Annotated in this window: 12 protein-coding genes and 1 tRNA gene; 10 read left to right on the top strand and 3 right to left on the bottom strand. The window is 67.5% G+C overall.

Going from position 1 to position 12,492, the window contains the following annotated elements; genetic code table 11:
* Positions 1 to 85 precede the first annotated feature (85 nt).
* Positions 86 to 169 (bottom strand) — tRNA-Tyr (locus Q0938_RS03140).
* 297 nt (positions 170 to 466) lie between these two features.
* Here Q0938_RS03140 and rlmB point away from each other — a divergent pair.
* The 10 genes from rlmB to Q0938_RS03190 all read left to right on the top strand — a co-directional run bounded on the left by rlmB (position 467) and on the right by Q0938_RS03190 (position 11,091).
* Entirely contained in the window at positions 467 to 1,204 is a 738-nt protein-coding gene (rlmB, locus tag Q0938_RS03145) for a 23S rRNA (guanosine(2251)-2'-O)-methyltransferase RlmB (RefSeq protein WP_299359039.1), read from the top strand.
* A 109-nt stretch (positions 1,205 to 1,313) separates the two neighbouring features.
* On the top strand, positions 1,314 to 1,742 hold the full coding sequence (locus Q0938_RS03150) for a YHS domain-containing (seleno)protein (RefSeq protein WP_299359041.1): 429 nt from the start codon (positions 1,314 to 1,316) through the stop codon (positions 1,740 to 1,742).
* Positions 1,743 to 1,974: 232 nt separating this feature from the next.
* On the top strand, positions 1,975 to 2,388 hold the full coding sequence (locus tag Q0938_RS03155; RefSeq protein WP_299359043.1) for a CoA-binding protein: 414 nt from the start codon (positions 1,975 to 1,977) through the stop codon (positions 2,386 to 2,388).
* Positions 2,389 to 2,645: 257 nt separating this feature from the next.
* The gene (locus Q0938_RS03160) at positions 2,646 to 4,211 is read left to right on the top strand and encodes a 2-isopropylmalate synthase (RefSeq protein WP_299359045.1); all 1,566 of its coding nucleotides are present in this window, start codon (positions 2,646 to 2,648) and stop codon (positions 4,209 to 4,211) included.
* A gap of 271 nt (positions 4,212 to 4,482) precedes the next feature.
* Positions 4,483 to 5,517 (top strand): rod shape-determining protein, encoded by a 1,035-nt coding sequence (locus Q0938_RS03165; protein ID WP_299359047.1) that lies wholly within the window; start codon positions 4,483 to 4,485, stop codon positions 5,515 to 5,517.
* A gap of 10 nt (positions 5,518 to 5,527) precedes the next feature.
* Positions 5,528 to 6,499, top strand: a complete 972-nt coding sequence (gene mreC / locus Q0938_RS03170) for a rod shape-determining protein MreC (protein ID WP_299359049.1) — start codon at positions 5,528 to 5,530, stop codon at positions 6,497 to 6,499.
* Between the two features lie 11 nt (positions 6,500 to 6,510).
* Complete coding sequence (locus Q0938_RS03175; protein ID WP_299359051.1) at positions 6,511 to 7,077, top strand: rod shape-determining protein MreD; 567 nt, start codon at positions 6,511 to 6,513, stop codon at positions 7,075 to 7,077.
* Positions 7,078 to 7,080: 3 nt separating this feature from the next.
* Complete coding sequence (mrdA, locus tag Q0938_RS03180; RefSeq protein ID WP_299359053.1) at positions 7,081 to 9,024, top strand: penicillin-binding protein 2; 1,944 nt, start codon at positions 7,081 to 7,083, stop codon at positions 9,022 to 9,024.
* Positions 9,025 to 10,167: a rod shape-determining protein RodA gene (gene rodA, locus Q0938_RS03185; protein WP_299359055.1), complete on the top strand. Its 1,143-nt coding sequence runs from the start codon at positions 9,025 to 9,027 to the stop codon at positions 10,165 to 10,167.
* 3 nt (positions 10,168 to 10,170) lie between these two features.
* The gene (locus Q0938_RS03190; protein WP_299359057.1) at positions 10,171 to 11,091 is read left to right on the top strand and encodes a glyoxylate/hydroxypyruvate reductase A; all 921 of its coding nucleotides are present in this window, start codon (positions 10,171 to 10,173) and stop codon (positions 11,089 to 11,091) included.
* Between the two features lie 10 nt (positions 11,092 to 11,101).
* On the opposite strand, the gene Q0938_RS03195 is transcribed toward Q0938_RS03190, so the two are convergent.
* Together Q0938_RS03195 and Q0938_RS03200 are read right to left on the bottom strand one after the other, a co-directional pair.
* Positions 11,102 to 11,869, bottom strand: a complete 768-nt coding sequence (locus Q0938_RS03195; RefSeq protein ID WP_299359059.1) for a hypothetical protein — start codon at positions 11,867 to 11,869, stop codon at positions 11,102 to 11,104.
* Positions 11,866 to 12,435: a uracil-DNA glycosylase family protein gene (locus Q0938_RS03200; protein ID WP_299359061.1), complete on the bottom strand. Its 570-nt coding sequence runs from the start codon at positions 12,433 to 12,435 to the stop codon at positions 11,866 to 11,868. Before Q0938_RS03200 ends, Q0938_RS03195 begins: the two co-directional genes overlap by 4 nt.
* Positions 12,436 to 12,492 lie beyond the last annotated feature (57 nt).

Consider the following 12,492-nt stretch of genomic DNA (forward strand, 5'->3'; position numbering starts at 1 on the left):
CGGGAAGCCTCGCGAGGGTCGGTCATCTCGGCCTGCGCCTGCGGGGGTGCGTCCTGCCGAGACTTGGGTCACGCGCGGGACGGGATGGTGGGCGACCCTGGAATCGAACCAGGCATGGGTCTCCCCGGCGGAGTTACAGTCCGCTGCCGCACCTTGCAGCACGTCGCCCGACGCCGGCGGTGATTAGCCCCGCCATTTAACCCGGTCAAGCGGTTTCAGGACGATCGACAGGGGGACAGGCCCGCGGATGATCCGTTTCGACTTGCACCGCGGCCGCCTGACGCGCAGGAACGAAGCCATGCAAGATAAGCCACGTTCATCGTCACATCCGTCCCGCCCCGCCGACACGCGGGGCCGCCGCGCGGGAGCGTCAGGCAGCCGGTCCGCCGAGACCAGCGGTAGCGACGGCCACCCCCCTCGCAAGCCGACCTGGGTCATTGACAAGGAACGGGCGAAACGGACCGCCATGACGGAACCGGTGTGGTTGTTCGGCCTGCACGCCGTCCGCGATGCCCTGGCGAACCCGGCACGTGAAAAGCTGCGGCTGGTGCTGACACGCAACGCCGCAGACCGGCTGGCCGAGGACCTGTCCGCCGCAGCCATCGCCCCCGAGATCGTCGATGCGCGCAGCTTTGCAAAGGTCGTCCCGCTGGCCCCGGACAGCGTCCACCAGGGCGCGGCGCTGGAGGTCCGGCCGCTGGCTTGGGGCCGTCTGGAGGACGTGGCGCTTGCGCCTCGTCCGGGACGCCCCCTCGTCGTGGCGCTGGACCGGGTCACGGACCCGCACAATGTAGGGGCCATCCTGCGCTCGGCCGAGGTGTTCGGCGCGCAGGCGGTCGTCGCCCCCGCACGGCACAGCGCCCCGGAAACCGGCGCGCTCGCCAAGTCGGCATCGGGCGCGCTGGAACGTCAGCCCTACCTGCGGGTGACGAACCTGTCCGATGCGCTGGACCGGCTGAGGTCGCTCGGCTTCGTCCTGGTCGGTCTGGATGGAACCGGCGACCGGACCTTGCCGGATTTGCTGGGCGCCCTGCCCGGCGCGCCGATCTGCCTCGTGCTGGGGGCCGAGGGTCCCGGAATGCGGGACAAGACCGTCGCCACGTGCGATCACGTCGTCCGCATCCCGTCGGCGTCCGATTTCGGATCGCTGAACGTGTCCAACGCGGCGGCGGTCGCGCTGTTCGCCGCGCGTCAGGCTGACTGACGGCAGCCGATCACCGGCCGCCCCCGGACGTTCACATGCGCGCGCGTCACGGCAGTTTCGATTGAGGTTGCAGCACACTGGTGGCACACCCGCTGCGATGATCCCCTTGTTGCACCCCTTGCTCCGGCTGCCTCACCTGCTGTGGGTTGCTGCCGCGGCACTGACGCTGGCCGCCCTGCCCACGCCGTCCGTTGCCCAGAACTGGGCGGTCGGCGGGCTGGACGCCGTTGAACTGTTCAGCAGCGGTCGCCCTATCGCCGGACGCAGTGACCTGGGCACGGTCTGGAAAGGGCGGACGTGGCTGTTCGCGTCCGAACCGAACCGCAGCGCGTTTGAGGCCAATCCGCGCCGGTTTGCGCCTGCACTCGGGGGTCTGTGCCCCGCCTCGCTGGCCGAGGGGGCGCGTGTGCCCGGCCGGCCAGAGCTTGCGGTGGTGATCGGCGGGCGCATGTACCTGCCATCCTCGGTCCGGCATCGCAGCATCCTGCTGGCCGACCCTGACGGCGTTCTCGCCGCTGCACGGGCTGCGGCGCGCTGAACGGCCGCGCTCTCCTTGCACGGCAGCGTGAGCGGTTGTCACGACCCCGTTACGGGACTGGAACCAAAGGCGCACAAGGCGCATTTATATCGTGAACATGACCACGGAACGGTCGTGTTCGGATCACTGTCCCTCGTTCCGCGACTTGCGCCCGGTCTGCTCTGTCAGAACCGGGCGCTTTTTATTAGGGTGCTGCCCAGAGTCGTTCCCCAGGTCAACCCAGGAGCTTGCTGTGACCACGCGCGCAGAGATCGATCGAATCGCTGAAGAAACAAAGGTGATTGCCGTTGTGGGACTGTCGCCCAAGCCGGACCGGCCCAGCCACGGCGTCGCGCGCTTCCTTCAGTCCCGCGGGCACCGGATCATTCCCGTCAACCCGGGGCATGCGGGTCAGGAAATCCTCGGCGAGACGGTCTATGCCAGCCTGGGCGAGGTTCCGAATGCCGACCAGGTCGACATGATCGACATCTTCAGGCAGTCCGATGCGGTTCCGGCCATCGTCGACGAAGCCCTGGAGGTTCTGCCGAATCTCCGCACGGTCTGGATGCAGATCGGCGTCCAGCACGCCGACGCCGCGGCCAAGGCCGAGGCGGCCGGCAAGACCGTCGTTCAGAACATGTGCCCCAAGATCGAGTTCCCGCGCTGATCGCCGCCGACACTGGGGGGCACGCGCACCCGTTCGGCCGTTCCCCCTTTCAATCGTGTGTCTGCACGTTATAGTTCCGGCATGACCCGGATGCGATACATCGCCACGACCAGGATCGCGCAGCCCCGTTCGCGGCTGGACGTGAGCCTCCGCGGTCTGCTGCTTCTTACGCTGCGCTGAGCGGGTCCCCGGGCCACCGCTCAGCTGGTCAGCGCCCGGACACCCGACAAGCAGACACATGACCAAGGCAGCAGCACATGACCGACACCAACCGGGTTTTCATCTTTGACACGACCCTGCGCGATGGCGAACAGTCGCCGGGCGCCACGATGTCCCATGCCGAAAAGCTCGAGATCGCCCAGATGCTGGACGAGATGGGCGTGGACATCATCGAGGCCGGTTTTCCGATCGCATCCGAGGGCGACTTTGCGGCCGTCAGCGAAATCGCCAGGCAGGCGCAGAATGCCGTCATCTGCGGTCTGGCGCGGGCCCAACTGCCCGACATCGATCGTGCCTGGGAAGCGGTGAAGCACGCCCGGCGGCCCCGCATCCACACCTTCATCGGCACGTCGCCGCTGCACCGCGCCATTCCCAATCTCGACATGGACCAGATGGCCGACCGCATCCACGAGACCGTCACCCACGCCCGCAACCTGTGCGAGGATGTGCAGTGGTCCCCGATGGACGCCACCCGCACGGAACACGACTATCTGTGCCGCGTCGTCGAGATCGCGATCAAGGCGGGGGCAACCACGATCAACATCCCCGACACCGTCGGCTACACCGCGCCGCGCGAATCCGCCGACCTGATCCGCATGCTGCTGACCCGCGTTCCGGGCGCCGACAAGGTGGTGTTCGCGACCCACTGCCACAACGATCTGGGCATGGCGACCGCCAACAGCCTGGCCGCGGTCGAGGCCGGCGCACGGCAGATCGAGTGCACCATCAACGGACTGGGGGAACGTGCCGGCAACACCGCGCTGGAAGAGGTCGTGATGGCGCTGAAGGTGCGCCACGACATCATGCCGTACACGACCGCGATCGATACTACCAAGATCATCGGCCTGTCCCGGCGGGTCAGCCAGGTGTCCGGTTTTCCCGTGCAGTTCAACAAGGCCATCGTCGGCAAGAACGCGTTCCTGCACGAATCGGGCATCCACCAGGATGGCGTGCTGAAGAATGTCGAGACGTTCGAGATCATGAAGCCCGCGGACATCGGCCTGAACGAAGCCAACATCGCGATGGGCAAGCATTCCGGCCGCGCGGCGCTGCGCGCCAAGCTGAAGGATCTCGGCTATGAGCTGGGCGACAACCAGCTGAAGGACATCTTCGTCCGCTTCAAGACCCTCGCCGATCGCAAGAAGGAAGTGTTCGACGAGGACCTGGTCGCACTGATGCAGGACAGCACCGCCAACACGGACAGCGACCACCTGCAGGTCCGCAAGCTGCGCGTCGTCTGCGGGGGCGGCGAGCCGGCGATCGCCAACCTGACGATGAGCGTGGGCGATGAGGAGAAGACCGTCGAGCGGCAAGGGGACGGACCCGTCGACGCCGCATTCGCCTGCGTCAACGCCCTGTTCGATCACAGCGCCACGCTGCAGCTCTATCAGGTGCACGCTGTCACCGAGGGGACCGATGCGCAGGCGACGGTCAGTGTTCGGCTTGAGGAGGATGGGCGGATCGCCACCGGCCAAGCGGCGGACACCGACACGATCCTGGCCAGTGTAAAGGCGTATGTGGGGGCGCTGAACCGACTGCTGGTGCGACGACAGAAAACCGCGCCGGACAGCGACAGCAAGACGGTGAGCATGTATTCGCACTGAGATTTGGCCCGACCGTGCTGCGGTCGGGCCAGCCTTTGATCGTGGCAAAAGCGACCGGGACCCGCGACCACGGCAATGATGTCTGTTCGTGGTGTCGAACAATCATCGCGTGTGCCGGGTGGCTGATTAACCTTTCCTGTTTCACGGGTGGGACGTATAGGAAGCACTGGCCGGCGACCGCGACTCGGGCGCGCGTTCGCCGGCCCAAACATTTCCTGCCGGGGTGCGACCGGGCCGGACAGGACGCGCAAGGCGAAAGGGACACGGAAAGATGGCATTCGGCGGTCTGTTTGCAACGGACATCGCGATCGACCTGGGCACGGCAAACACGCTGGTCTACGTCAAGGGCAAGGGCATCATCCTGAACGAACCGTCGGTGGTGGCCTACCACGTCAAGGACGGCAAGAAGCAGGTTCTCGCGGTGGGCGAGGATGCCAAGCTGATGCTGGGCCGGACCCCCGGCAGCATCGAGGCGATCCGGCCGATGCGGGATGGCGTGATCGCCGATTTCGACAGCGCCGAGGAGATGATCAAGCACTTCATCCGAAAGGTGTTCCGGCGCACCACGTTTTCCAAGCCCAAGGTCATCGTGTGTGTGCCGCACGGCGCCACCCCGGTGGAAAAGCGGGCCATTCGTCAGTCGGTCCTGTCCGCCGGCGCCCGCAAGAGCGCGCTGATCGCCGAACCGATCGCCGCCGCGATCGGGGCCGGCATGCCGATCACCGAACCGACCGGCAGCATGGTCGTGGACATTGGCGGCGGCACGACCGAGGTAGCGGTGCTGTCGCTCGGCGACGTGGTCTACGCCCGCTCGGTCCGGATCGGCGGCGATCGCATGGATGATGCGGTGGTCAATTACCTGCGGCGCAACCACAATCTGCTGATCGGTGAGGCGACGGCCGAACGGGTCAAGACGTCGATCGGAACCGCACGGATGCCGGATGACGGACGCGGCGCCAGCATGATGGTGCGCGGCCGCGACCTGCTGAACGGTATCCCCAAGGAACTGGAGATCACCCAGGCGATGGTGGCCGAGGCGCTGTCCGAACCCGTCCAGCAGATCTGCGAGGCCGTCATGATCGCGCTGGAGGCGACGCCCCCGGATCTGGCCGCTGACATCGTCGATCGGGGTGTCATGCTGACGGGTGGCGGTGCGATGCTGGGCGAGATGGACCTGGCGCTGCGCGAGCAGACCGGGTTGTCGATCTCGATCGCCGATCAGCCGATGAGCTGCGTGGCATTGGGCACCGGCAAGGCGCTGGAGTACGAAAAGCAGCTGCGCCACGTGATCGACTACGACAGCTGAGGTTTCGGCCGTGGCGCGCAAGGGCTATGACTTCGCCGCCCCCGTCCGCCGCGTCCTGGTTGCGGTGCTGGTGCTGGTGCTGGTCGGACTGTTCCTGTTCTGGCGCATCGACGGGCCGAGGGCGGAACGGATGCGGGCGATGTTCATCGACCGGTTCGTCCCCGGGTTCGAATGGGCGTTGCGGCCGGTCACCCAGGTCACCCAGATGGTCGCGGGGCTGCAGTCCTATGCCCGCATCTATGAACAGAACCAGGAGCTGCGCCGCGAGCTGCAGCGGATGTCGGCCTGGAAGGAAGCGGCGGTCCAGCTCGAACAGGAAAATGCCAAGCTGCTGGCCCAGAACAACGTGCGCATCGACCCGGCCCTGACCAGCGTGTCCGGGGTTGTGATGACCGATAGCGGCACCGCCTTTCGCCAGTCGGTGCTGCTGAATGTCGGGGCGCGGGACGGTATCGTCGAGGGGTGGGCGACGATGGACGGGCTGGGGCTGGTCGGCCGGATTTCCGGTGTGGGCGAGACCACCAGTCGCGTCATGCTGCTAACCGATCCGAGTTCACGCCTGCCGGTCACGGTGCAGCCGTCCGGCCAGCGGGCGCTGCTGACCGGGGACAACACGCAACTGCCGCATCTGGATTTCATCGAAAGCGCCGATGACGTGCGTCCTGGGGACCGCATCATCAGTTCGGGTGATGGGGGCGTGTTTCCGTCCGGTTTGCTGGTGGGTCAGGCGGTGCTTGCCTCGGACGGACGGATGCGGGTCCGCATGGCCGCCGATTACGGCAGGCTGGAGTTCCTGCGCGTGCTGCGCAGCCACCCCGCCGAGCAGCTGCTGGACGCCGGCACCCTGATTCCCCCGCCTCGTGACGATTTCATCGGCCCGGCGCTGCCCCGCCGGCAGCTTGCCGCGGATGCCGCTTCGGCCCCCGGGCAGCCCCCGGCTGGTGGCTCGGCTGGCAGCGATTCCGTTCGCGGCGACAACTGATCGACGCTGCGATGAGGGTCGACCTGCCAATGATTGATGGGGCTCGACGGCGGCAGCTGGTCGGGATTACGTTTTACGTGGCGCTCGGTCTGGCGATCCTATTCCTGCGCCTACTGCCGCTGAACCCGGGCAAGGTGTCCTGGCCCGGTCCGGATCTGCTGCTGTGCCTGACATTTGCGTGGATCCTTCGCCGACCCGAGCAGGTGCCGGCCCTGATCGTGGCCGCGATGTTCCTGGTGGAGGGGTTGCTGCTGCTGAAGCCGATCGGCCTGTGGGCTGCCATCGTCCTGATGGCCACAGAGATCGCGCGTCGAAACGAGCATCGTTGGCGCGACCAGCCCTTTCTGCTTGAATGGCTCCGGATCGGACTTCTGGTGCTTGGAGCGGTCATGCTGGACAGGATCGTGCAGGCAGCATTCTTCGTGCCCCAGACGCTCGCCCCGCGCCCGCCGCTGGGGCAGGTTCTCATGAATGTCATCGCGACCGTGGCGGCCTATCCGCTGGTCGTGCTGGCCGCACGCTGGCTGGTCGGTCTGCGCCGTGCCCCGCCGGGCAACCTCGCGGCGACGGGGATCTGAACGATGCGGAAATCGGTCAGGGACGTGCAGGAAAGTGCCCGGCTGGTCGGCCGGCGCGGGCTGATGCTGGGCGCGATCCAAGCCGCGGTGGTTGCAACGCTGGGCTGGCGGCTGAAAACCATGCAGCTGGACCGGTCCGACGAATTCAGGCTGCTGTCGGACGGCAACTCGATCAAGCTGCGCCTGCTGCCGCCCGCTCGCGGGCTGATTCACGACCGCAATGGTGTCCTGCTGGCCGGCAACGAACAGAACTATCGGGTGACGATCACCCGCGAGGAAGCCGGCGACGTCAGCACGGTAGTGGCGCGGCTGCGGCATCTGATCCCGATGACCGACAGCTCGGTCGCCGCACTGCTGGCCGAGATCGACCGGCGCAGCGCCATCACCCCGGTCAGCGTTGCCGACCGCCTGACCTGGCAGCAATTCACATCGATCGCGGTGAATGCACCCGCCCTGCCCGGGGTGACGCCCGAATCCGGCCTGTCCCGCAGCTATCCGCGGGCGGGCGATTTTGCCCATGTCCTAGGATATGTCGGGCCGGTGTCCGATTACGACCTGTCGAAGATCGAGGATCCCGATCCGGTGCTGATGCTGCCGGAATTCCAGTTGGGCAAGGTCGGGGCCGAGGCGAAATTGGAATCCATCCTGCGGGGCAAGGCCGGATCCCGCCGGGTCGAGGTCAACAGCGCCGGCCGCGAGATGCGCGAGTTGGACCGCCAGGAAGGCGAGCAGGGCGCGACGGTGCAGATGACGCTGGACGCCGGGCTGCAGAACTTTGCGCGCCAGCGGCTCGGCGAGGAATCGGCGGCTGCGGTGGTTCTGGACGTGCAGACCGGCGATGTGCTGACGATCTCGTCCTCACCGGTGTTCGACCCCAACCTGTTCGTCCGCGGCATCGGCAGTGCCGAATATCGCGCGCTGATGGACCACGATCACCGGCCGCTGGCCGACAAGACGGTGCAGGGCGTCTATCCGCCCGGCTCGACCTTCAAGATGGTGACGCTGCTGGCAGGGCTGGACGCTGGCGTGATCAATGGCGGGTCGCGGTTCCACTGCCCGGGATACACACAGGTCGCCGGCCGGCGCTTTCACTGCTGGCGGCGCGGCGGGCACGGGTCCGTCGACCCGGTCCAGAGCCTGGAGCAGTCGTGCGACGTCTTTTATTACGAACTGGCCCAGAAGGTCGGCATCGACCGGATGGCAGCGATGGCGCGTCGGCTGGGCCTTGGCGTCCGTCACGACCTGCCGATGTCGGCAGTGGCCGAGGGCATCGCGCCGGATCGCGCGTGGAAGCGTGCCCGCTATGACGCGGACTGGCAGGTCGGCGATTCGCTGAACGCCGCGATCGGACAGGGCTTCGTTCTTGCCTCGCCATTGCAGCTGGCCGTCATGACCGCGCGGCTCGCGACCGGGCGCGCCATCGAACCGCGCCTGGTGCGGGCCATCGACGGGATCGCCCGGCCGTTGGAGGACTATCCCGAACTTGGCCTGAACCCGGCGCATCTGAAAATCGCCCAGACCGGCATGGACGCGGTGATGAACGGCAGCCGTGGTACCGCTGCGCGGGCCCGAACCGTCGTCCCGGAATGGCGCATGGCCGGGAAGACCGGCACCAGTCAGGTCCGCAACATCACCGCCGCGGAACGGGCCCGCGGCGTCATTTCGAACGAACAGCTGCCCTGGGCCCGACGCGACCACGCGTTGTTCGTGTGCTACGCCCCGGTCGAGGCGCCGCGCTATGCGGTGTCGGTGGTGGTCGAACATGGCGGTGGCGGCTCGGCGGTGGCGGCGCCGATTGCCCGCGACATCCTGCTGTTCGCACTGGCCGGCGGCCTGCCGCCGCTGGACGCCTATCCGCCCGGCCAGCGCGACGCTGTCGAGGAAATGCGGGCCAAGCTGCAGCTGGATACGCCACAACTGCCCCGGACGGCACGGGTGCGCGCCTAGATGACCTACCTGGACTACAAGGTCGCTCATACCCCGACGGGGTGGCGCAAGATCCTTTACCTCAACTGGCCGCTCGTCTTCTTGCTGGCGGCCGTGGCCGGCGCCGGGTTCCTCATGCTGTATTCGGTATCAGGCGGCCGGCCGGAGGTCTGGACCCAGCCGCAGATCGAACGCTTCGTCGTTGGGATGGCGGCGCTGATCGGGCTTGCCTTCGTGCCGATCTGGTTCTGGCGGTCGATCTCGATCGTCAGCTACGCGCTCGGGATCATGCTGCTGATCGCGGTGGACCTGTTCGGGCACGTCGGCATGGGCGCCCAGCGCTGGCTGGATATCGGCCCCGTGAAGCTGCAACCATCCGAGCTGATGAAGATCGCCTTGGTGCTGATGCTGGCGGCCTATTACGACTGGCTGGACATGGATCGGGTCTCGCGCCCCGTGTGGGTGCTGATCCCCGTCATCCTGATCCTGCTGCCCACCGCCCTGGTGCTGAAGCAGCCCGACCTCGGGACCTCGGTCATGCTGGTGGCCGGGGGCGGGATCATGCTGTTCGCGGCGGGTGTCAGCCTGTGGTATTTCGGCGCCGTGATCGGCCTGGTCATCGGGCTGGTCGCAACGGTGCTGAAAAGCCGCGGCACCGAGTGGCAGTTGCTGCACGACTATCAGTTCCGGCGCATCGACACGTTCCTGGACCCGTCCAGCGATCCGCTGGGCGCCGGTTACAACATCACACAGGCGCAGATCGCCCTGGGGTCGGGCGGCTGGTCGGGGCGCGGATTCATGCAGGGCACGCAGAGCCGGCTGAACTTCCTGCCCGAAAAGCACACAGACTTCATCTTCACGACGCTCGCCGAGGAATTCGGTTTCGTGGGAACGATGTCGCTGCTGACCCTCTACACCCTGATCCTGGCGTTCTGCCTGTACTCGGCGATGACCAATCGCGACAGGTTCGCAAGCCTGCTGACGATCGGCGTCGCGGGCACGTTCTTTCTGTATTTCGCGGTGAACATGGGCATGGTGATGGGACTGATGCCGGTGGTGGGCGTTCCGCTGCCTCTGGTCAGTTACGGGGGAACGCAGCTGATGATCCTGCTGATGGCATTCGGGATGGTCCAGTCGGCCCATGTTCACCGGCCGCGGGGCTGACGGATGCGCGTGCTGTTTGCCGCCCCTGCCCGGATGTGGGACGAGTGGGCCCCGCATCTGCGCGCCGCCTGTCCCGACATCGATCTGCGCCGCGACGGTCCGCCCGAAAGCTTTGACGCGCTGATCTACGCCCCTGGCTTTCCCGAGACCGGCGAGCCGCTGGATTTCGGTCCCTATACGCGCGCCCGTGTCGTGCAAAGCCTGTGGGCCGGGGTGGAACGCATCGTGGACAACCCCACGCTGACGCAGCCGCTGTGCCGGATGGTGGATCCCGGTCTGACCCAGGGCATGGTCGAATACTGTATCGGCTGGACGTTGCGGGCACATCTGCAGATGGACGTCTTCGCCCAGGATGGCGTCTGGCGCCACGAGCTGTCGCCGCCCCTTGCAAGCCAGCGCAAGGTCACGGTGCTGGGTACCGGCGCGCTGGGATCGGCGGTTGCCGGGGCGCTCGCCGGGCTGGACTTCGACGTGACCGGATGGTCCGCATCCGGACGGCCCGTGCAGGGGATCCGCGTACTGGCAGGGGAGCAACTGGACAGCGCGCTCGCGCGTGCCGAGATCCTCATCTGCCTGCTGCCGGATACACCCGCGACTCGCGATGTGCTTGACGCGGACCGGCTTGCCACCCTGCCCCGCGACGCCACGGTGATCAATCCGGGGCGCGGCACGCTGATCGTCGATGACGCCCTGATCGCCGCGCTGGACAGCGGGCATCTGCGCCATGCCGTGCTGGACGTGTTCCGGACCGAGCCACTGCCGTCAGGACATCCGTTCTGGGCCCATCCGCGGGTGACGATCACCCCGCATGTCGCCGCCGAGACCCGGCCGTCCTCGGCCGCGCGCGTCGTCGCAGAAAACCTGCGCCGCGCGATGAGCGCGCAACCCCTGCTGCACCTTGTCGAGCGCCAGCGGGGTTACTGAGCACCGGCGGCTACCAGCGCAACCGTGGCGGAGCGTCCTGGCTTGATGTCGCATCGGCAGCATGGGTCACCGGCTCCACCGCAGACAATTCGAGTCGCAGCGCCCCGGATGGCAGGGCCACAGGCTCGAACGCAACATCCAGCCCGCCCGGGACAGGCGGCAGGAATGCCAGAAGTTCCGCCACCGCCTTGGCAAGGGCGGCGCGGTCCTCGTCGGCGGCACCGGCGATCGCCAGCAGGTGCCCGCTCGTTCCGTCGCCCCAGTCTGCCGCAACCAGTGCCGCCCCGGTCAACACCCCGCCCCGATCCGCCAGCAGCCGCGCCAGCGGCTCGGCCACCTGCTGCACCGCGTCCGGGTCGGGCGGTCCCAGCCGGGTGGGCCGGGCGGCGATTTCGGCGGGGCGTTGGGCCAGTGCCTGACCAAGCCACGAGAGTGTCTGCGGGTCGAGCAGCATCTGCGACGGGCGATCCGGATTGACGAGCAGTCCCCGCCCCTCGGCTGCCAGCGTCGCAGCCAGCACGCGGCCGGGCATGGCGGCGTGCGCGACGGGCCCGCCCACTAAGCGGGCAAGCTCCGCCGCATCCTCGCTGGCCAGCGCGGCCGTCAGCCCCCCCAGATCGAACAGCATCAGTTCCACCCGGTCCCCCTTCGGGTCAGCGGCCAGGGCTGCGAACAGTTCGGTATCGGCAAGCCGCCGCAGCACCTCGGCGCGCAGCGTATCCTCCGCCTCGTGAAACGGAACGGTGCACAGGCGGTCGAGATGGGTGAACTCGGTCATAGCAGCGCCGCCAGACTGTGACGCAGTTCGGGGACCAGTTCCGCCTCGAACCACGGGTTGCGTTTCAGCCATCCGGTATTGCGCCACGAGGGGTGAGGCAAGGGAAACACCGCCGGTGCATGGTCGCGCCACGCGGCAACCGCCTGGGTGACGTTGCGGGTTCCCAGGTGCCAACGCATCGCATATCCGCCGATCAGCAGCGTGACCCGGGGCTGCAGGTCCGCCATCACCCGTTCCCGCCAGGTTGCCGCGCAGATCGGGGGCGGCGGCAGGTCGGACCCGGCCGCATCATAGCCAGGGAAACAGAAGGCCATCGGAACGATCGCGATGCGGGACTGGTCATAGAAGGTGTCCTCGTCGACCCCCATCCAGTCGCGCAGCCGCCGCCCCGACGCATCGGTGAAGGGACGCCCGGTCCCGTGCACCCGCAGCCCCGGCGCCTGGCTGGCGACGAGAATGCGCGCCCCCGGCCTGAACCACGCCACCGGTCGCGGTGCGTGGGCCGTGGCCGTGGTCCGGAAGCGGTCGGCGCACAGCCGGCAGGCGCTGATTTCGTCGCGAAGCATGCAGGCCGAGATAAGCGCCCCCGGCAGCAGAAAAAACCCCGCATTCTCACGACCAGG

Origin of the sequence: uncultured Paracoccus sp. (assembly GCF_947496875.1) — a bacterium.
Lineage (GTDB): Bacteria > Pseudomonadota > Alphaproteobacteria > Rhodobacterales > Rhodobacteraceae > Paracoccus.